General features: G+C 60.9%; 20 protein-coding genes. 4 read left to right on the top strand and 16 right to left on the bottom strand.

Annotated elements, in window-relative coordinates; all coding sequences use genetic code 11:
* Positions 1 to 162: 162 nt before the first annotated feature.
* Both ABIE45_RS13145 and ABIE45_RS13140 read right to left on the bottom strand, forming a co-directional pair.
* The gene (locus ABIE45_RS13145) at positions 163 to 1,104 is read right to left on the bottom strand and encodes a hypothetical protein (RefSeq protein WP_192707119.1); all 942 of its coding nucleotides are present in this window, start codon (positions 1,102 to 1,104) and stop codon (positions 163 to 165) included.
* Positions 1,013 to 1,708 (bottom strand): hypothetical protein, encoded by a 696-nt coding sequence (locus ABIE45_RS13140; protein WP_192707118.1) that lies wholly within the window; start codon positions 1,706 to 1,708, stop codon positions 1,013 to 1,015. The genes ABIE45_RS13145 and ABIE45_RS13140 overlap by 92 nt, the downstream gene beginning before the upstream one ends.
* 1,309 nt (positions 1,709 to 3,017) lie before the next feature.
* Here ABIE45_RS13140 and ABIE45_RS13135 point away from each other — a divergent pair.
* The 3 genes from ABIE45_RS13135 to ABIE45_RS13125 all read left to right on the top strand — a co-directional run bounded on the left by ABIE45_RS13135 (position 3,018) and on the right by ABIE45_RS13125 (position 7,319).
* Entirely contained in the window at positions 3,018 to 3,431 is a 414-nt protein-coding gene (locus ABIE45_RS13135; protein ID WP_192707117.1) for an Arm DNA-binding domain-containing protein, read from the top strand.
* Between the two features lie 45 nt (positions 3,432 to 3,476).
* On the top strand, positions 3,477 to 4,244 hold the full coding sequence (locus ABIE45_RS13130) for a site-specific integrase (protein WP_192707116.1): 768 nt from the start codon (positions 3,477 to 3,479) through the stop codon (positions 4,242 to 4,244).
* 2,400 nt (positions 4,245 to 6,644) lie between these two features.
* The gene (locus ABIE45_RS13125; protein ID WP_192707115.1) at positions 6,645 to 7,319 is read left to right on the top strand and encodes a hypothetical protein; all 675 of its coding nucleotides are present in this window, start codon (positions 6,645 to 6,647) and stop codon (positions 7,317 to 7,319) included.
* Positions 7,320 to 7,903: 584 nt separating this feature from the next.
* On the opposite strand, the gene ABIE45_RS13120 is transcribed toward ABIE45_RS13125, so the two are convergent.
* The 5 genes from ABIE45_RS13120 to ABIE45_RS13100 all read right to left on the bottom strand — a co-directional run bounded on the left by ABIE45_RS13120 (position 7,904) and on the right by ABIE45_RS13100 (position 11,396).
* Complete coding sequence (locus tag ABIE45_RS13120) at positions 7,904 to 8,170, bottom strand: hypothetical protein (RefSeq protein ID WP_373622331.1); 267 nt, start codon at positions 8,168 to 8,170, stop codon at positions 7,904 to 7,906.
* Positions 8,171 to 8,414: 244 nt separating this feature from the next.
* Entirely contained in the window at positions 8,415 to 9,416 is a 1,002-nt protein-coding gene (locus ABIE45_RS13115; RefSeq protein ID WP_192707113.1) for a hypothetical protein, read from the bottom strand.
* Entirely contained in the window at positions 9,413 to 10,522 is a 1,110-nt protein-coding gene (locus ABIE45_RS13110) for a S49 family peptidase (protein WP_192707112.1), read from the bottom strand. Before ABIE45_RS13110 ends, ABIE45_RS13115 begins: the two co-directional genes overlap by 4 nt.
* The gene (locus ABIE45_RS13105; protein ID WP_192707111.1) at positions 10,519 to 10,710 is read right to left on the bottom strand and encodes a helix-turn-helix domain-containing protein; all 192 of its coding nucleotides are present in this window, start codon (positions 10,708 to 10,710) and stop codon (positions 10,519 to 10,521) included. The genes ABIE45_RS13110 and ABIE45_RS13105 overlap by 4 nt, the downstream gene beginning before the upstream one ends.
* 56 nt (positions 10,711 to 10,766) lie before the next feature.
* Complete coding sequence (locus ABIE45_RS13100) at positions 10,767 to 11,396, bottom strand: hypothetical protein (RefSeq protein WP_192707110.1); 630 nt, start codon at positions 11,394 to 11,396, stop codon at positions 10,767 to 10,769.
* Between the two features lie 1,229 nt (positions 11,397 to 12,625).
* Between ABIE45_RS13100 and ABIE45_RS13095 the strand changes: the two genes are divergently transcribed.
* The gene (locus ABIE45_RS13095; RefSeq protein ID WP_192707109.1) at positions 12,626 to 12,907 is read left to right on the top strand and encodes a PilZ domain-containing protein; all 282 of its coding nucleotides are present in this window, start codon (positions 12,626 to 12,628) and stop codon (positions 12,905 to 12,907) included.
* A 364-nt stretch (positions 12,908 to 13,271) separates the two neighbouring features.
* Here ABIE45_RS13095 and ABIE45_RS13090 read toward each other — a convergent pair whose 3' ends face one another.
* From ABIE45_RS13090 to ABIE45_RS13050, 9 genes are all read right to left on the bottom strand, one after another.
* On the bottom strand, positions 13,272 to 14,069 hold the full coding sequence (locus tag ABIE45_RS13090) for a hypothetical protein (RefSeq protein WP_192707108.1): 798 nt from the start codon (positions 14,067 to 14,069) through the stop codon (positions 13,272 to 13,274).
* Complete coding sequence (locus ABIE45_RS13085) at positions 14,066 to 14,539, bottom strand: hypothetical protein (protein WP_192707107.1); 474 nt, start codon at positions 14,537 to 14,539, stop codon at positions 14,066 to 14,068. The genes ABIE45_RS13090 and ABIE45_RS13085 overlap by 4 nt, the downstream gene beginning before the upstream one ends.
* A gap of 165 nt (positions 14,540 to 14,704) precedes the next feature.
* Positions 14,705 to 15,109 (bottom strand): hypothetical protein, encoded by a 405-nt coding sequence (locus ABIE45_RS13080; RefSeq protein ID WP_192707106.1) that lies wholly within the window; start codon positions 15,107 to 15,109, stop codon positions 14,705 to 14,707.
* Positions 15,110 to 16,010: 901 nt separating this feature from the next.
* On the bottom strand, positions 16,011 to 17,879 hold the full coding sequence (locus tag ABIE45_RS13075) for a P-loop NTPase fold protein (protein ID WP_192707105.1): 1,869 nt from the start codon (positions 17,877 to 17,879) through the stop codon (positions 16,011 to 16,013).
* Between the two features lie 184 nt (positions 17,880 to 18,063).
* The gene (locus ABIE45_RS13070; RefSeq protein WP_192707104.1) at positions 18,064 to 18,399 is read right to left on the bottom strand and encodes a hypothetical protein; all 336 of its coding nucleotides are present in this window, start codon (positions 18,397 to 18,399) and stop codon (positions 18,064 to 18,066) included.
* Between the two features lie 17 nt (positions 18,400 to 18,416).
* Complete coding sequence (locus ABIE45_RS13065; RefSeq protein ID WP_192707103.1) at positions 18,417 to 18,587, bottom strand: hypothetical protein; 171 nt, start codon at positions 18,585 to 18,587, stop codon at positions 18,417 to 18,419.
* A gap of 69 nt (positions 18,588 to 18,656) precedes the next feature.
* On the bottom strand, positions 18,657 to 18,884 hold the full coding sequence (locus ABIE45_RS13060) for a hypothetical protein (protein WP_192707102.1): 228 nt from the start codon (positions 18,882 to 18,884) through the stop codon (positions 18,657 to 18,659).
* Between the two features lie 151 nt (positions 18,885 to 19,035).
* Positions 19,036 to 19,338, bottom strand: a complete 303-nt coding sequence (locus tag ABIE45_RS13055; RefSeq protein ID WP_192707101.1) for a hypothetical protein — start codon at positions 19,336 to 19,338, stop codon at positions 19,036 to 19,038.
* 146 nt (positions 19,339 to 19,484) lie between these two features.
* Positions 19,485 to 19,949, bottom strand: a complete 465-nt coding sequence (locus tag ABIE45_RS13050; protein WP_192707100.1) for a hypothetical protein — start codon at positions 19,947 to 19,949, stop codon at positions 19,485 to 19,487.
* Positions 19,950 to 20,096: the final 147 nt, after the last annotated feature.

The following is a 20,096-nucleotide window of genomic DNA, read 5'->3' as shown; positions in this document are numbered from 1 at the left end:
CAAGGCTCCGCCCAGTGCCGGAACCCTCAGTCCACCCGCGCGTAGACCGACCTCTGATCCTCAGCGAAATCCCACTTCGAACCGCCCGGCTCCGGCCGAGGCAATTCTTTCGTGCGTCCCGGACTGTGACCTTGGACGATCCGGCGACTCGTCCCAGGCTTCTCAGCCCCGCCGGGCGGCTGCTCGGCGGGCTTTTCGCGTCCAGTCGGTGTTGACACTGACCTTGGCGCCCTTGATCGCGACCGGCTTGCCCGTGAAGATCACGTCTTTGTTGGTGGAGTAGCTGAGAGCCGACTGCCAGTAGTCGTCGAACGCCAGTTCGCGGCCCTCATGCACGAACGTGGCTTGCGCTATTTTGCTCTCGCTGATGAACAGAGTGTCGGAAGCATCATGATCACGGGTCGAAACCGCAGAGAAAAAGCCGGCTTTGACAAGGAAGGCTATATGCCGCGCCATCCGAATCCGTGGCCGCCAGACGTACTCAGCCACAGAGACGTTGGTCGTCATGAGTGCCTCTGCTGATGCGATGTGCCCTGACTGCATCCTGAAACAGAAACCGTAGTCAGGATCGTGCATCTCCCATCCATGCTCGCCTTTCATCTCAAGAAGATGGTGGGTGACGATGGAAGCTTTGGGCCAGTCTGAGTACAGAGTGACATGCCGCACCGGAATCCCGATGCTCTCGGCGATGGCCCCTGCGGCAAGGGCGCGGTGCCCGCATTCGAGATAGGGCGGGCTATCCCCATCTGCGGCGCGGACAAGCAGGCGCAGGTTCTCTTGGATATCGGGCGAGGGGAATGCTTCGCCCGCCCGCTCCATGACAGTCCGGTATTCCGAACCTGCCAACCAAATCCGTCGAGCCAGCGCTCTACGTGTGCGGTCCCGCCATATGCTGGCATCCCAGTAGTAATGCCAACTGTTCTCGTGGACGAAACGCGCGATGTCGATCGGCTTCGGTGTTCCCCCGGCGCCCGGCGATAAAGTTTCGGCTATCGCGCGAGCGATGCCCTGTTCATTGAGGTTTAAATTCTTCCAGAGCGATGGCGAGTGCGCGCGCTGACCGAAAATATACGTCGATACCTGCGACTTGAGCGCCAAGAGCATTCATCATCTGCTCGACTCCCGTCGAGCCCATCCCGCCATCGGGCTCGGGATTTATACGAAAAAACAGCCTCCCATCCTCACATAGGTTTTTTTGAACCAGATCATTGAGGAAAAAATACCATTCTTGTTGCCCCCACAGGTTGGGGCTTGAGTTGTTGTTGAAGCACGTAGCAAAGGCCATGATCAAGTCAAAACGCCCATGGTTTAGGGCCAGCGGTTCGAAAGCATTGATACGACATACAGTTCGTTTCACGCCCAGGGCCAACGTAACTTCATTGTAAAGTTGCAGTGTATCAATATCTATTGCCTCTGCGTCGTGACCGAAAGCTGAGCAAATATAGGGATAATAACCGAATCCCGTTCCGAGATCTAAAATTCTCAGCCTCGATCCTTCATTGAGCTCAAGCCGGATCATATCATTGAAATAGACTGGTATATATAATTCATAATTCAGGTATTTTTCGGCAGAAATACCAGGATTGTCGACCGTGTACTTGTTCCTGATCCCTTGAAAATTCTGATTGCGGTCAATTGAAGCTATGACATCTTTATCGGTCGTTGGTAAAACCGTTTCGGCGTTAGTATGCTGGGCCAAATCTGACATCGCGTGCACATTTTCCCCGTTTCAGGTCTCCTATATTTCGGAGTTTCTGCCGGCAATGATGAAGGTGAGGCGACGCGATCACATCTATATCAGGTGCTTGATATGAATTCGGATATTTCGCCCTGGCCGCCCCTGAGGTTCCCCGAAATGACCTCCAGCCCTGCCAGCACAGACGCGCGGGGCTTTTCATGCCTGGAGCCCCGAGCTGGGACGCGCCATGCGCCGGCCCGAAATGGCGTGGAAACGTCGCCGGTCATCCTGCCGCTGAGCCGGGCTACGTATCAGCTTGCCTCGCGCTGATGAGATCGAACGCTGCCCCGCCTGTGGTCATCGGGCCGGCGCCGAGCGGACGATTGGCGGGTCGGCAACCATTCAACCGTACCTCGCCGAAATATTCGAATCCCCGCCCGCCATTGCCTTCTGGCGCGACCAGGTCGAGCGCCGGTCTGAGCACGCCTCGCCTTGCCGGTACGTCCCGCCTGCAAAAGAAGCGGCGAGACGGGCGGTCGCGCTGGGGTTACTGAAGCTCACCGTCGAGGCGCGTCGGCTTGGCTGAAACGCTGCCGAGCTGTTCGCGGTGCAGCCTGATCGCGGAATCCTGCGCGGCGGTCACTGCGGGGCCTGATGGTAGTCGTCGGCCTGCCCGCGGTGTCGAGGCCCTGCGGATCCTGCTGGAGCCGCCGACCGTCTATCGGAACCAGCAGGGCAAGCAGTGGGCATCCCAGCCTGATAGTTTGCGGTGCGAGGCCGAGAGGACCGAGCATCACCGGATGGGCACCCTACACCTCGCTTGCTGGCGCCGATCTCGGCGAGCGGGTCGCGTCCTTCCTGCTTGATGAACCCCGCCCGGATTTCCCGTCCTGGACCGCGAGCCGCCGGAAGACGACCAGCCGGAACAGGTGCAGCGCCGGGTTCGGGGACGGACAGGCCTCGCGCCGCATCCTCCGCGGGCAAACCACGCAGTCACGCTGATGGCTGCGTACCGGGAAGTTGTTTACCGGGTTGCCCTGCCTGAGATGGGCTTTCCGGACCTGCAATCCGGCAAGGCTAAGTCTTGGTGGGCGCACTAGGGTTCGAACCTAGGACCCGCTGATTAAGAGCCGTTTTTAGGGCCATCTCGTAGGCTCTCACATCAGAACATCTCAGGCGTCAAAAGACCATGCACCGCTGCGCGTTGACGCGGTTTGCACCTCTCCGATAATAACACGGGGTAACGGCCCTTAACAGGCCATCCATGTTACCCCCAGGCTACCCAAAGCGGGCCAACTGATGGTGTCGCCGGCGTATCCTCGGGCTCAAGAGAGCCTAGATGTCGGCCTTCACCACCCGAGCCGTCGAGCTGCAAAAGCCGGATCCCGGCAGGCGTCTCGAAATTCCTGATAGCACGTTGCCGGGCTTCTACCTGGTCGTGCAGCCATCCGGCGCCAAAAGCTGGGCCGTGCGGTATCGGGCGGATGGAAAGACCCGCAAGCTTACCCTTGGCCCCTACCCTCGCCTGGGCCTCGCAGATGCCCGAGAGCGGGCGCGTACAGCTCTGCAGGCAGTATCCGAGGGCCGTGACCCTGCCGGCGAACGGACGGCGGTCCTGCGGGAGCAGGCCGCCGCCACCCGCCTCACGTTCGGTGCCGTGGTGGCCGACTTCATCCAGCGCTACGCCAAGCCGCGCAATCGCAGCTGGCCGGAAGCCGAGCGGCTTCTCAGCCGCGGCGATCTTGCCCCGTGACAGGACCGAGACGTGCGCTCAATAGGCCGGCGCGATGTACTCAACGTGATTGACGCCATGGTCGAGCGCGGCGCGCCGGTTCAGGCCAATCGCCAATTCGCTGCCATGCGGAAGCTGTTCGGTTGGGCGGTCGAGCGGGGCATCCTTGAGACCTCGCCTATGGCTACGCTCAGGCCGCCCTCGCCCGAGGTGGCCCGGGATCGCGTCTTGACTGACGCCGAGCTGCGGGCGGTCTGGTTGGCGGCCGCTGAAATCGGCTACCCGTTCGGCCATTCCGTGCAGCTGCTCATTTTGACGGGTCAGCGCCGAGCCGAGGTCCTTGAGGCCGAGTGGCGGGAATTCGACCTCGAAGGCGGCATGTGGACGATACCCCGCCAGCGCGCCAAGAATGACCGGTCGCATGCGGTCGCCCTGTCCGAGCAGGCGGTCTCGATCCTCAGCGCCCTTCCCCGCATCGGGCAGCCGGCGCGCTTCCTTTTCACCACTACCGGCACGACGCCGTTCTCGGGCGTTTCGAAAGCAACCGAGCGTCTATCGTCTCTGGCTGCAGGCAAGATGCCGGACGGCCAGGTTCTCGAGCCCTGGCGCCTTCACGACCTTCGTAGGACTTTTGCTAGCGGTTGCGCGCGGCTCGGCGTCGGCATCCACGTTGTCGAGAAGATCCTCAATCACACCTCTGGCACCTTCGGAGGCATCGTGGGTGTCTACCAGAGGCATGATTTTGCTAATGAACGGCGCCAAGCCCTCGATGTCTGGGCAAAACATCTCTCTGACCTGTCCGTTTCAGCAAGGTCAAAAGTTGATGTCCGATAACTGGACGCCTATATCGCTGTCAGAAACGCAGCTGCAACAGCTTCGGCGTGATTTAAAAATAGCCTCTGAGCCAGTACTCAATAGCGTTGTTCGTAGAATTGAAGGGGCGGCGAGCTACTTCCGGCTCCGGGTAGAGCAACGAAACAGAACGCCTGACGTGCAGACTGCTCGAACCGAAATGGTAAACGTCAGAACCCATGCTGAGTCTTTGCTTGCGGCTATAGATCTGTCAGCCCCAGCACTTTATTTGCTCGACTTCGATGGGGCCGACAGAGAGCCGGAAAATAAGGAAGAACTACACAGGCTATTATCTGGTATAGCACGACGTGCGAGAGCAGTTATTCAAGACGAAACGGCGCTGAGAGCGCTTTACGGGCTTCCAGAGGCGACTAGCGCAAACCAGAGCATCAAAACTCAATATCTGTGGCCGACACTATTCTCGATCTATTTTGACGTCACTGGTGGCTTATCCTATTCGCCTGGCGGCCCCTTGGAGCGATATCTAGGCATCGCGCACGAAGCAATTGGTCTAGAACAACCTTCCAGTGCGACGCTTCGGATAGCCGCTTCGCAGTGGCGCCTGGATAATACGTGCAGGTGAACCTCCCGGGCTTTGTCTATGGTCAAAGCTGCGGCGGAATTAGTATTGGAATTGGCCTCACGCGCGATTTGATATCTAAGCTACGCAAGCTCTCACGATATTAACGGGAGCGAATAAGTGGACGCGACGGGCAATTACCTTCCGACGAAGCGAGTGCTCGAGAGGTATGGCGTAAGCGCCATGACCCTATGGCGCTGGGAGAGAGAGGCCATTCTCCCCTTTCCGGCTCCGCTCGTAATCAATCGCCGAAAATTCTACTCACTTCCTAAAATCGAGGCGTGGGAGCGCGCTCGAGCAGCGGCGGTTGCCGGGCCCAGAGCTTCGACTGAAGAAGCGGCAGCAGCCTGAAGAAGCTAGCCGCAGCGAAATACACCGCTGTCAGCTGAGCCGACCAATACTCCAACGGCTGCCATCGTATGATGGTCCACGCGAGCCCGCGCCAGAATTCGGAGTGTTCGGCTCCGATAAAGCTAGAAAAATACCGTGCGGTGGGAGTTGCTACCTCACCGGTCTACGCATACGCCTGCAGCTTGTACCCAATAACCGAGGTATTGCCGCCGCGGAACCGAGATCCTGACAAAGCAACGGCCCCGCTCCTGGCAGAGCGAGGCCGTCTAAACCTGAAGCTTTTGAGGGCCCAGATCACAGCCCACCAAAAGCCATAACGCCCACCTTGGCGTCAAGCCGGAAATGCAATTTCCGGCAACGGGTAAGCTTTGCCCGAACCCTGGAGCGCGGCCCGATGAGGGACCGTGAAGGATGGTGTTTGACCAAATGCTGCAGGCCGTTCAGGCCGCGGCACCCGACCGGCTGAGCTCTGTCGTCAGCGCCGTTTGGAAGGCCTATGATGCCGGCGGCCTTACGGACCAGCAAGCCGAGCAGCTCGATGGGCTGCTGAATGCTCGGCGCGGCGCGGCTCGGGCGGCCTCCGCGAAGGCGCAGCCTCTCGCGGCCGTCGCGGCGCAGCTCGTCCCGGCGGTCGCCCCTCCACCTCGAGGGGAGGGAGCGCCGCCTGCCCGCTCGCATCACCGCATAGGCTCACGCCCTCGAACACCCGACAGCCTGGCTCGGCGCCGTCGCATGGCCGCGGCCGGCTATCTGCCCCCGGCACTCGCAGCCGCCTTCACGGGGGGTGAGCAGGCCGTACTGGCCGTCGTCGCCCTCGAGGTCGGGAAGCGGGGCACGTGCACGCTCGCCCTCGGCCACGTGGCAGCCATCGCCGGCGTGTGCCTGACCGTTGCCAAGCGCGCCTTGCGCCAGGCGCGCACGCTCGGCCTCGTGACTGTTGAGGAACGGCGCCTCTCGCGCTCTCGCAATGATACGAACGTCGTCCGGATCGCCAGCCGCGAATGGGCCGCCTGGCTGCGCCTACGCTTGCCCCGAGCGAGCCATGCCGGCTTCGGCAGCATAGGGGGCACAACTGCGAACGCCACGGCTACCAGGAATATCAGAGGGCCTTCCCCAAGCCATCCACAAGCTGGAAACAGGCGCCTGACAGCTCAGAATCGTACAAACCCACCTGCGACGCGAACTGTAGGCACCTGAGCCAGCCGCTTCGCTCGCATGAACGGCGAGCGGCTGGCTCAGGCTTCCGAAAGAACGTGCTCGATTCTGCAGCCTCGCGACCAGCAGGCAGGCAAAGGCTGCCGAGAAGCGGCGGGCAACCCAAGATGTCGTGAGCTAACGAGAATCGGTCGGGGTGGTATGCACGCAGCAATTTTATTGAAGGGTGTACTACAAAAGCTCATCGGAACGCTATCTAAACATCACTATGCTCGTTAACCGCAGAAGATAGTGAAATGCCGCAGACTGAAGAAGACAAAAAGCAGGCCGAGCTTGGTAGAGAGCACGTTATAGCTCTAATATTCGGGCTTCTCGGAGTCATACAAGGGCTAGCATTCACACACTTAGCAGACAAAATGGCTAAAAGTTCGCTCATATCTGATCTTGGAAGTTTGAAATTTAGATCGGAGATTTTCGCAAATTTCGTTTATTTCATAGTATGTTTTTTGATTGTCGCTCGAGTATTCCAGACGTATGCTTGCGGAGCCGTGTCTTATTCCAGATCTCGCCTGGAGACGTTTGAGCTATATGCTATTTTTCTTGCTGGATTGCTTCAATATTATATTTTCGAGGCAATATCCGAAAAGGGAGATGTAGATGCGCCTGTTCTATTTTTGCGCGTCATGTTGCTTGGGATACTAGCGCTCGCACTGCATGCAAACATAACTCGCCTTGAAAAAAAGAAAAACTTTAATGTCAAAGTTCAGTTTTGGAATATGTCCTTATCTGGCGTGATCGTTGTAATATGTGCTGCAGCAAGGTTTCTACCGATGGACTTTGTTCAAGATGATTATTTCAGATTGGCGGCAGCTTTGATTGTATGTGTTTGTTTGTTCTTGATGACCCGAAATTCTCTAAATAATACCGATTTTGGAGCACCGCCAGAGGTATTTGATACTCGTGTAGAGTGAGAAAAAATATCGAAATTTCGAAATAGGTAAAAGGATCAAAAGTCGTCATAATGCTGAATTATCTGCTCAAGCCCTTGCTATCCGGGAGCCGGACTTCCTTCGGTCAATCCGAAGCCCGAGGTCGGTCAGCTTCGGCCCAAGGCCAGATAGAGCTTCACGAAGCGCCACGTCGTCCTACCAGCCTCCTGCGGCCGCCAGAGCAGCTGCAGGATGCCGCCCGCCGGCGGCGAGCGGGGCAAGCGTGCGCACCATGCGCTCGCTCGTGCCGAGCCCGCCTGCCGTGCCGCGGATCGCAAGGGCGCCGACGTCGACCGCAAACAACCTTCCGGGCGACGAGCGCAGACCGGGCTGTACGAAACGCGTTAGCGCGCAGGCGGCCTCGACGTCTCGGGCGCAGCCTCGGCCTTCGCCCGAAGCCTGGCTATGTTCCGTGAGCTCGGCGGCCGCTTCACGGGCGCCGCGTTCGGATCAACCGGCGGCGGCACGATCCGGATCTCATGCGGGTTCTCGGCCGGATCCGGCTTGAAGCCGGCCCGGCCTGCCGCGCGTCGGCGAGCTAAGGGCATGGCGAAAGCGAGCTCAGATCAGGCGACCGGCTGCGGCGTACCGACCGCACACAAGGCCACGATCTTGCCCTTGAATGGCGCGCGGCGTGCCTGCGCGCCCTGGGTAGCGTAGACGGCGGTTGTGCGCTCGAGGCGCGGAGCCGCTGGCGCAGCATCGGGCTCGTCCGCCGGCTCGGCCGGGATCACGGTGAACGAGGCGAAGTTGACGGACCCAGCCATCGACAGAACCGACACGATCAGCTCGTGGCCCGCAGCTGCGGCCGGCACGACCGGCATGACGCTCACGGTGCCGTCGCCGACCTCGACCGAGCCGGTCCAGAGCTCGGAGAAATCCCCGTCTACCGTCGCGCGGCCGAGCAGAGTGATGGTCGCCTTTCATGATCCCCTCGTGGAATGGATGCGGCCACGCTCGCCTTGGCCGCCGAACTCATCGCGGGTGCGGAGGCGAGCTTCCCGTTTTCCGGCGGGCCGCGGCGCCGTCATGGGCCCCCGCGTAGATCAGGCCGGGCGCGCCTGGCGCCCGACAATTTCAGGCCCGCGCCTCGCTCTCGGGCGCGTCGGCGTACGGCCCCCGATACGACCGGGTCGGCGGCGGGGGCTCGAGCGCTTGCACGCGCTCGGCCCCGGGTGCCGGGATGAGCTGCGTGATGACGGCGCCTGAAGCCGAGGATGCGGGCTCAGGCTGCGAGTAGCGGAGCGCTTCCACCTGGCGGATGATCTCGCCCGGCTTCGGGAGGCTGCTCATGGGCCGCCAAATGTACGGGTCGCTTGCCAGGAAGCCCGGGAGCGAGATCTTCTCGGCAAGGCGATAAGCAGGCCTGTGCCCCGAGCCCCGCCGGAAGCGCCGCTCTGTGAAAGTGCGCATCTCGCATTGCGTACACTCGTTTACCGGCACGCCCTCAATCCTGATCACGCCCCGACCCGGGCCTGTCTTGTAGACGTTGGCCTGCTCGAACGTGCCTGGCTTGGTGTTGCCGACTGCGACCCACCTCCTGACCTCGACTTCCGAGAGAACATCATCGGCCTCAGCCGGAACGTCCCTGGCAGGATGTTCGACCGCGGCGAGCGGCTCAGCCCCGCGCGGAAGGTCGGCATTCGCGGCCTCGACCTCGACCTCAGCGCGCGCCACGAGCTCCATGAGCTTCACGATATCCTCGGCCAGAGCCGGGTAGAATTCGATGAGCGCCTTGCGCGCATCATCGGCCTGTGCGCGGGCGGCTTGATACACGGCAACCCGCTCGGCCTCGGCCTCACGGTCCCGGGCGTCGGCCAGGCGCTCGCGCAGGGTCTCGACCAGAGCCTCGGCACGCTCGACACGCATGCCGGCCTCGCGACGAGCTCCGTCGAGCTGTTGAAGGCCCTTTTCATCGGCCGTCAGGAGCCCGGCGCGGTAGGCAGCCTCGGCGCCGGCATGTGCCTCGCGGGCGGCGGCGAGCTCGGCCTCGGCTGCTGGCAGCGAGGGCAAGAGCTCGCTTGAAGTCGCATCTTCGCGCTGAGCGAGCCCAAACAGGGTCTTGAGGGCGCGGATCATCGAGATTTTCCCGGGATGAAAGCGTGAGCGGGGAGCGTGGCGTTCATGCGTGCCGCCATGCCGGCAGGGTTCCGCTCAGGTGCGCGTACGGAGGTGGGAATCACGGCATCAGGGCGAGTTTTGAGCAGCTCGGCGTTGAGCTTTGTGACCATGTCGTTCCTGGTTGCGCTGCTCACAACTGACGCATGGCCAGCGGCGCGCGTGGCCGTGGGGCTGCCCTGAGGGGTGGTGAGGCAGATGCGGCCAGCCTCGAGGTCTACAAGGGCGCCTTCAAACGAGCCGACCTCATCGGCCAGGCCGGCGTCGACGGCCGCCGCGCCCATGAAGGTCCTCGCCTGGGTCCCGCGGATTGCCTCGGCCGAGAGGTTTTTCCGGCCCGCAGCGACGCAATCGACAAAGGTCGCGTAGAAGCTGTCGATCTCGGCGCGCAGGTCCGCCCTCACGCTGGCTGGAAGCGGACCGTACGGATGGCCGTCGACCTTATGCGCGCCGGCATAGATCAGGGTCGGCTTGACCCCCGCCTTCGCCAGGGCGCCAGACACGTCTGTGTGCAGCATCACCACGCCGATGGATCCCGAGATGCCCGAGGGCGTCGTAACGATGCGGGTCGCCCCCGAGGCCATTGCGTACGCCGCGCTGGCACACAGCCCATTCACGACGGCCACCACGGGCTTCAGCGTCGCGAGACCCCGAACGACGGCGGCCGCCTCGAATGCGCCGACGGCCTCTCCTCCCGGGCATTCGAAATCGAGCAGCACGGCCCGGGTGCGGTCGTCCTGCGACGCGTGGGCGAGCTGGAACTTGAGCCCCTCGTACGACACGAGGCCGCTGCTGGCGCCGATCCAGGCGCCTCTGTTCACGGTGCTGCCGATCACGGGAATGATCGCCGTGCCAGCCGCCGTACGGCGATAGGGAAGGCTGCCCTGCGAGCCCGGCGCCTCGCGGTCGACGTGGCTGCCGACGAAGCGGGATGCCTCGGGCGTCAGCCCCGAGACCTCGAGCCCGATCCGCCCGCCGAGCACCGCGGCAATCGTCTCGAGCTTCGAAGGCAGGATCGCGAGCGGCCGGTTCAGGACTAGGCTGGCGATATGCGGCAGGGAGGTCATGGGCGGATCCGGGGCAAGCGGTCCACGAGGCGCTCGATGCTGGCCTCGGTCACGAGCGTCCGCCGCCCGACCTTCACGGCCTCAAGGGCGTGCGAGTTGACGAGCTCGCGCACCTTGGTCTTGCCGAGGCCAAGCCGAGCTCGAGTGTCATTGAGGGTGTTGAGGACGGGAGCGGGGGTGATTTTCATGCCTCGAGCCGGTCGCCTGCGGTCGGTTGCGAACTGGCACGATCATCGGCGACGGATCACGGCTCGTCATTGGCGAAAAGTTCCGCCAAGTGGTTGATTTCGCTTCGCGATAGCAATTGCCCGAGCCGGATCCAGACCAGGGGCGAGAGATTGCGCCAGCCAAGGCGGTCGAGGAGGCCTCGAGCATAGGCTCGGGCCCCGCTCGGCGCCGGCGAGTTCAGCATGGCGAGTAGGCAGCCCGAGAGGTGTACCCACGTCGCCGGCAGCCCCTCGAGCGCCCGATGCTTCCGAGCCAGCCTGCGGGCTGCTGTCTCGTGCCGCTCTGGCCCGGCGGCGAAGTCGGCACGAGCGATGATCGCGTCGCCTGCGAGGCGATGAGCGTACCTGACGCGCTGGCCACGCCCGGGCGCGAACAGCGCTGCCGCATGCCGTGCCGAGGACCAGCCGGAGCGGAGGCCGCCAAACTGAATGGGCGACGTCTCGCCGGCGAGCCCCATCGCTACCATGGCCGCGAGCGCGAACCTGTCGGGATCATCAAAGAAGCCCTTAGAGCAGTCGCCGCGCGTGCGTTTCCGGGTCCGATGATGATTCCGGTCGGCCTCGGCTTCGGCGGCGACGGCCTCGACAAGCGGTCGAAGGGAATTGGCCCTCAGGTGTCGGTTCGGCGATGTGGATAAGTCCGCCACGGCAGCTGCTCGAGCAAAATGGCAGGCTCGAGCAATGGTGCGGGCCGGCGCATCGAATGACGGAGCCAGATTAGCACATCAGGCTCAAGTACATCAGGTGGTTAGCACCAGATTTTGCGTTTTCAGACTGAAATGAAAGCGCGTTTGAGGTCCGGTGAAAAATGCGGGTTACAAGGGTTGCACATGCAGCCCGGACCATTTTTCGCTGGACGGGGCTCCTGAAGCACTCCCCTCCCCCCTCCTGCCGTGCCGCAAGGCATGCCCGAACCCCTGAGTGGGGCGCTGGCAGGTGCCGAGGCCGTGGGCGTGAGCCGGAGGGAAGTCGGCGAGCCCGTGCCCGCCAGCGACCAAATTTGCGGGCCTTGCGAGGCGAGGGCCTGTCCAGGCCTGCGCGCCTCAGCCCTGCCCCTCGAGGCAGGGGCGTGTGGGCGCTCGAGGGGGCAAGCGCCTGGCCGTGGCTGCGGGCGAGGCGTGAGCCCTGAGCTGTGCGCCTGCCCCTGTGGCCGCGCGTTCAAGGCCAAGCTCGAACCGAGCACCTCCGGCGGCGTTCGTCGTAATTGCCGGAGCGCACATGCCCGAACCTAATGAGGACAGTCTGCGCCGGGAGCTGCAAGCTCTACTGGCTGCCTCGCCGTCGCCTGCCGAACTGGAAGCAACCTACGCCGGCCGCATCCTGGCTTGGCTCGCCTCCCCAGATCCAGACACCAGCTCTGACAATATGAGCAAGCGGAGCCGGAAGCGCGCCAAGTTGCGGCGCTGAGGGGAGTGGCGGATGTAGAAAGCCCCGCCAGCTTGCAGCTGGGCGGGGCTTCAAGCTCGCGCTGCCCGGCATCCCGCCGGCGAACACGGCCTGCCCGTCGAGAGAGGCAGGCGAAGGAACGCACCGCGGCTGCGCTCCACGTGGTCGGTCAAAGCAACACGATCTCTTGAACCAAGACATGACCGAATAGGGCTGAGATTTCAAGATCAAGGGCGCCGAGCATTAGGGGCAGAGGCGTCGAAGACGAAGGATCGAGCCGGGCTGTGCTTTAAGGTCGAGCGCGACGGCTCTCTCATGCTCCCTCTAGCCGGCCTGCGACGTCGCCGGCGAGCTGCGGCTCGAGGGCTCGCGCTTTGTGGCAGAAGGGTGCGCGTTCATGATTAACGAAGAATGGCCGAGCTCGTTTCGAACCATTCACTGCGATTGTGTATTATTCCCTACATAGATCGCACATGTAGAGAGTAATCGGATGCATGAGCGTCGCTGGAAGCTTCGTGCTGACACTGCTGTTTCAGGCCGTGCCGCCTTCGCTGGGTCTGAGCACGACGTGGGATGCATGGCCCTGAACTTCTCGCCTGTCGGCGCCTGTCTCGCGTTCCCGGCGGGCACGACAGTGCCAAGGTACTTCGACTTGGTGCTCGGCCTTGAGCCCGCGCCCTCGCCCGTGAGGGTCGTTTGGCGCCAAGCTGAACGGGTCGGCGTGGCGTTCCAGGATGCCCGGCCTCACGTACCGGACGTGATGCCAGGCTGACGCGGCCGTCGGCTCTGAATAGGCACGCCAGCGAGGGGCTGCGCGCTCGCGTCTGCCCCCGGCAGCGTGAGCGAGAGCGCAGGCCCGGCCTCGCATGTGCTCGTGCGCGGGGGAGATGCACGGCCCGGGTCGTTTGGAAATCAGAACCCGGGGCAGGCGTTGGCGCTACCCGTGCCTCATGCGGCAGGGGCGGGCTCGACAGAACGGCCTTCACGCGCCCGGGGGGCGCTGGCCGCCCTGCCGACCCGCCTGAGCCAGGACGAGATGAACGTCTGCAACGTCTATGTCAGGCGGCAACGTGGCCCGGAAATGTGGATGCCTCTATACCTTCGGGAACGATCCACAAATCAGGGCCACACAGCCATCACTCGAAGGTGCCGGCCTCGAGCTCGCCGTTCCGCCGGCGCCGCTTCCAGGTGCTCTCGCTGATGCCCAGGGCATTCCACGGCTGGGTTCGCTTGAGCGACAAGGCATGAGGCTTCTTGACCTTGCCCTTGGCCAAGTTGTCCGCCCGCTGCCAAGCGGCCTTGTGGTCCAGCTGATCTCGTGCGCGCTGTTCGGGTGTCATGCCGGCCGGCCAGAAGTCGCTCAGGCCGAGAGCAAGGTACGTTTCGCGGTCGACCCCTACCATCGCGCCCTTCTGCTCGGGCGAGAAACACGTACCCTCCCGGCGCATTTTCCTGGCTAAGGCATCGATCCGCTTAAGCGACCATGTACGAGAGATCTCGGGCATGTAGAGCCTGATCCACCCATGAAGCGTTAAGGTCCACTTTTGCCGAGATGCCTCGATGGCGACGTATTGTGCTACCCCAATACGGAGCCACATCTCTTGCAATTCGACAGGCGGATGCTTGAGCCCCCAGTAGCGAAGCAGCTGCTTCAACTGGTTGAGAGTGTGGCCAGCCCTGGCGCCTGCAGCCTTCAGCCGTGCGAGGTCGGCATGATCCTCCCTCGTCGTGGTCTTCAGGAGGATGTTCCCGAAGCCGAAGACGTTCCTGGTCTGCCTAACGTTGAGAGCCTTGCGGGGTTGGTTCCGAAGCGCGGGCACGCTATGTAGACCACCATCACGAGTGGACTTGCTAAGGGCCTTCGTCGGTTGCACCCGGCGGGGCCCTTCTTCTGTTTGTATGTCGCCCGCGCCCCGTTTTGGGGCAGCTGTCATCCTCGTTTCCTCTCGCTCTCGGCTTGTGTGGCACGTACATCCAGAGCCGCGTCGAGCAGCTCGTGGGCGCAGTTTAATGCGTCTGCAGGGGTGATACCACGCCTAATCAGACGCCGTTCTACGTTGCGGCCAATTTTCACCCACTTCTTCTCAAACGCATCGTCGTAGAAGTGTGGCAAGCTCTCCACGGTAGCTGACAATACGCTGGCGTTTCTTGACAGCGGAAAGGCCAGCACAGGCGCGGAGCTCAGGTCGCGCGGCGTGCTGACACGAGAGCGCTGTCCGAGGCTCGACGGGGCCCTCGAGCGGCGGCCGCCTTCAAGGCGAGCTGCCGCGGCGCGCTCGGCCGGCGTTGGCGGCTTGGGCTTCCGGGGACGCTTCCGCCGGGAGATCGGCTCACTTTTGAGCCGATGTTCCTCGAGCACTAGGCCAGCGGCGTCGAACAGGTTGGGCGGGTCAGGTTCGGGCATGGCGGCGTTTTCCAGCTGCCTGCCTGTGCTGAGTCTCGTACGAGGCGACGCCAAGGAGGTGCGGCGAGTTATCCACAGGCCACGCGGGTCATAGATGGCGGCAGACAGTCGGCTCTGCGTTCCGGTCCCGACGCTTCGTCGTGATCGGACAGGCCAGTAACTTGATTACGGCTTGTCCTTCGGGAACGCAGCAGCCTTAAACCGCTCCCATTCCTCGCTGCTCACGCCATCAGGACCAGGGACAACCAACCTCTCGCTTGTAGGCTGAACTGCATCCGCAGCGCGCCGAGAGGGCCTTGCTGCAAATTCCAGAACACCGCCGATGACGAGGGCAACGGCGCCGATCCAGAAGAGGCCAGGGCGATACGGGTTGGCACCAACCATGGCCGCCAGTTCGATCACCTGCCCACATGGGCCGGCAACCGAATATAGGCACTGCAACGGCGGGTCAGCTTGAGCGCCAACGAAAGCGGCTACCTCGGCATAGAATTTCTGCCACCATGCAACAGAGCCGCCGACTAGCAGGACCCCCACCACCGCCAATGCGGTTCCGAGCCGGAACAGGTTCATCGCTGCCGCCTCGCTCTAATCGGCTCAGCAGCATGATCATGGTCGATACATTGCGCAACGGCGACACGGACGCCCGCTGTGGGACAGCTCAGCTGGACGCTCTGAAACCGCCGCTCAACGGATCCCAGGTACGACGCTACTGGGCCGCGTTGCGTATCGGCTCGGCTCACACGCTGGTGAGATCGGAAGCCCCCGCCTCGTGATCGGATCGAGGCGGGGCCGGCCCGAACAAACTAAATCAAGCCCACCTATAGAATTTACAGAGTTCGGGAGATGCAACGCCGCTCCAAAATTCGTTCAGGAGCTCAACGAATTTCTTTGCCGCCCTTAAAGACTTGAACCTCACTCTCATGAAGCCGCGAGCCAGTATCCTATCTACGGTTTCGCCTTTTTTACCGACAATGCCGTCTCGGCCAGTACAATCGGCCAGGGCTTGCCATTGTCTCAGCAGAAATCTCTGCCGATAGTTATTCGGCATTATCCGAACTCTAACAGAGTAGCCGTCTCTTATTCTTTTCATCGCGAGCTCCTTTTGGCCGCTCGCATTCCCTTTTTGCCATCAGAAGCGACAGGTGGGGTATACGTCAACCCAAAAAGCGCGGGCGTCGGCAGTGCCTCGGGTGCGTGCGGCAACGCGGCAGCCTCAGCCTCAGCGGCGGCGCTCGGCGCTGGCTCGGCCGCCTTCCGGCCGATCCGCGCCGTGTCCATGCGGGTCACGTTGCCGTGCCGGTCCTGATACGTGCGTGGGGCCGGCTCACTGTCATCCGATGACAGTGAAGCCCTCAGCCGAGACACGAAGTCGTTGCTAACGGCACAGCGCCGGGCAATCTCACGATCCGCCCCCGCGCCCCATTCCTCGTCCTCAAGGAGCATGAGCACGGCGCGGCGTATCGGATCGCGTTCAGGACGCTTGCACAAATTGCTTGAGTGACTGATCCATCATGGTGGTAAGGCGATGCCTAGACATAATCCTCAGATGAGACGCCTTTTCAGTCATAATCTTATACAATTCTTCTAGCCAAGGCTTTTCATCCTTCAGCTCACGGTCAAGTGCTCCAGTTTCGTAGCGAGCTTTAAAAGCGCTGAAAACCGTAACTTGGTTTTCGGGCGAAAGAGATATTATTCCATCGGCAAAAGTTGATGCGTCGATTTCTTTCAAGATCGGTATGTTATAATAGGTGCTTGCCTCAAAATTATTGATACACAGCTCTCTGAAGAATTTAGTCATGTCGGTTTGCATCAAGCTAAATAAACTAGATGCTAAGCGGGGCAGTGCAGCAAGGTAGGCCTTCTGCGCTGCTTCCATGTAGTATTCATATATTTCTCGAAATTCACTGGTTCCGGCGTTCGCTATCCCAAGACCGAAATAAGCCCTGGTAAAATCAAGACCAACGTCGTTTTCAATGCGATTGCCTATCCTATTGCTGGTGGCTAGATCATCTATGTACGCTTTGCATTGCTTTACGACCTCGCTCGCCGGATCGTTTATAGCTCCAATCTCAGAAAACATAAGCCGCAACCCAAATACGTGAAGTAGGGTGCCATTATCATCGTATTTCCTGTCGGCAAACTCTTTCTCGACTACAGGCACCACAGCTTCAAATTCGTCATCGCTTCTGTTGAAACCATGCCAAGCGATCTGCCATGGCAGCATTTCCTTTGGATCGGCGTAGTAGGAGCTTTTGTCGAGATCCTTCCTGATATTGTCCGGATCTACCCACCCGCTTACTAAGACATCCTCCAATATATCAACGTCAATGACATCTTGTGTTATGCTTACAGGAGTATATTTCTTTTCAAGTTGATCCAGCTTATCGGCCGATCCTTCTGTCTTTCTCTTCATCTGACGAAGGACCGGACTGATACTGAAAAGCTTGAAATCATCGTGATCAAGTTTGCCGCTTCGGAACTCCATGGAAAGCACCATGAAAGATTGCAGTATTTTGGCTACTACATCCTTCTTTGCCCAATGATTTTCGTTAAGGCAGCGGCCAATTTTTTCAAAATCCCAGAGCGCCTGTTTAAGGATGCGTAGATTGTCACGCAACGACTGTGAGTGAAGTTCTAGTATCGAAATCTTATACTCTTTCAGAAATTCACGCGTTTTATGATCTTTAATTTGGCCTATGAATTCGTCTATTGCTAATGGAGCGCTGGACTTAATCTCGAGCGTTTGGCCAATCAGTTTTTCTTTTATCTCTGTATATGCCGACCTCTCTTTTTCAATCAGAGGTTCTTCGTTTGCGATGATGATCGTCTTCAGTCCTTCATGTTCGACGAGTGCGTTTATGTAACCGAGGGCATTGCCTATAGGCATGTTGCATCGCTCAAGGTCGTCGAATATAAGTAAGCATTTATGAGGGTTCGCAAAGTATTTTTGAAAATCCAGATCTGGCAACGCTGAACTCACCGTTACATCGTCTTTACCGTCGCCGGTAAGGTCCAATTTGATGGCCGTTTTCAAAATAGACTTGGTAATTGAAGCCGCAATCTTCATACCTTTCGAGGAAAGTATGGGATGCAATTGGCGGAAGAACGCCTCGTCAATTTGAGCGGTTGTTGTCATGCCATACAAGCTGACATAGAGCGTCTTAAGCTCAGGATCTTCCTCTCTCTTCTCGATAAAATGTTCTATCAGATGCGTTTTGCCTGAACCCCATGTGCCTTTTATGAGAACGGCATAATCAAAATCGTTTCCACTTGAGCAATAGTATTCCAAGAAGTCATATATATGCTTGTTAGGATCCGCAATAGTGGGCGCTTCCGGCATTACATTGTTCCTGTTTCAGGACTGTTTTATCGCGAACTGCTCGCCGGCTGCCAGGATTACAAGGTCAGTAAACGAGCTGAGTAACGGCTGGCGGTTGCGGCTTTTGACAAGGCATACCCTACATCGAGGTTTGCTGACTGTGGTAGCCGTTGCTCCCTCTTCAGCACCTGCTAGCGGAAATGCCTCAACGCCGCAGCGCCTCAATCCAGGCCTTCACCGGATCGACCACGAAGGCCACGTACGCCGCCCAGGTCCGCGCCCAGCCGCCCATGTGGGCGTCGGCGTCATCCGGACGGGTAGCCATCAGGGCGTAAACGTACGCGTCCTCCTGGCCTTTGCACTCATCCAAGGCGTTGCGTTCCCGGCTGGGTCGGCTGCCCTGTTCAGGCTGCCTGTCGTAGGCCTGGCGCACACATGTATGCCACGCCCGCTCGAGCGCAGGCAGGTCGGCCGGCTCGGCCGCCAGGGCCGAGACCGGCCCGGCACTCGCCAGGGCTAGGATAAGCAAGAGAGCACGCATGGTCGACGGCTGGCCCGTCAATCCGTGGCGCCTGCGACGTGCACGATCAGACGGGAGCCGCCGCCCTGAGAGGCGTTCACGGCCCGGTCGAGCTCTGATCTGGCTATGCCGTCCGCCAGTACCACCAATCCCGCGAGCATCAGCCCGACGATAACAAAGCGACAAACGGTGAGCACGGGGATGAGCATGAGCGCGCCTCGAGGAGACGCATCACGATAGCGAAGGCGCCGGGTGTCGGCTGCCACGCTGGGAGCACACTAGGTACAGAAAGCGAACGCCTGGCGCTCAGGCTCGGCCTGCGCCACCTTCAGCAAGGCGCTCTGGTTGTTCTCGAGGCCGGCAGCCCGGGCCGCTTCCTTCGCCGCCGGCGCTATGCCGTCGATCTTCAGGGCGCGGCGGGCCTCGGTGCGCTCGATCCCGAGTTCGCGCGTAGCGGCCCGAACGCCACCCTCACGCCCGCGCCCGCAGATGAGAAACCGGGGCAACTTGCCCCACTTTCTCATCTGCGGGCGACGCCTCAGTGAGCCGGATCCACTCGGCGATCTGCTCGTTCTGCTGCAGGGTCGTGAGGTCGGCCCGGTGCAGGTTCTCGGAAATCTCCCACCGGCGGGCTTCGGCCGACCGCTCGAGCTCGCCTTACTCGCAGACGCGCACGCGCCGGATGTGCTCGACGCCGTAGGGGTCGATGAAGCCGCGCCGCTCGACGTGGCAGACTTCCTCGACGTAGGCGGGAGGCGGCGCGACGTAGACCGGGCGGCCGGGATAGTAGCCGCTGTTCGCCGAGGCGATGGCGCTGCCGGCCACGACGCCGCCGAGTGCGCCGAGGGCTACAGCGCCGCCGACGCCGATGCCGTCGCGGGCTTGGGCCGCCGGCTGGGCGCCGCACAGCACGAGGGCAGCCAGGGCGGCAGCGCCGGCAGTCTTCAGATATCCACGCATCGCCTGATCTCCACGACGTGCAGACGGCCCCGCGCGCATCAGCTGCGCGGGGCCGCTTCCACCGGCGCGTCCCGGTGCGGCCGCTCCTCAACGACCAGGGTCAGGGTGCGACGAGGCAGTTAACGAAGCCTCTACTAAAAGGTCCGTCAGTGGCTCGCCGGAGCCATCTTAGAAGCGGACCCCTTTGCAAGTGAGCCTCGCCGCAGGACCGTGCGCTCAGCCAGCGGGCGGACCCGAAGCATAATTCCCTGCTCTCGGCAGAGATCGAGGAACATGGAGGCGATCAAGGCTTCATTGGGAGACGTGCTCTCAAGCCGCGTCTCGACGCCTTCGAAGGCGCCGTTCTCGCAATGGGCCCAGGCTAGTAGCTTCACCCGTTTGCCAGCCTCAGTGTGCGCCTGCAGGGCACTGATAGCTCTCAATAAGGGCAGCAACTCGTCCAACATCTGATCGGTGTCGGGCTCGTCTGGGTAAAGCCCGGTCTTTGAGTGCATCGCTTCCATTTGATCGACCGCGTCCCAATACGCGGCGTGCAACGGCTCGAATTGCTTCCCGAGCGCTATAAGTTCAGCATCATCCGGCGAGCCAACAGACAAATGACGTTCAGTCACTAATCTCTCCTTCCAGTTAGTGAACAGCAGTCATCTATATGTATAAGCAGAGCTAGCAACCCTCCTGAGTGCGGCAAAGTGCTTTCGTGTAGCGTCAGAAGCGGCATGTACACGCAGAATGTATTTCTGACGAGCGCATCCATATTC

Origin of the sequence: Methylobacterium sp. OAE515, from assembly GCF_041806315.1 — a bacterium.
Taxonomy (GTDB): Bacteria; Pseudomonadota; Alphaproteobacteria; order Rhizobiales; family Beijerinckiaceae; genus Methylobacterium; species Methylobacterium tardum.
Note: the sequence above shows the minus strand (reverse complement) of the source record. Positions and strands in the feature narration are given on the sequence as shown.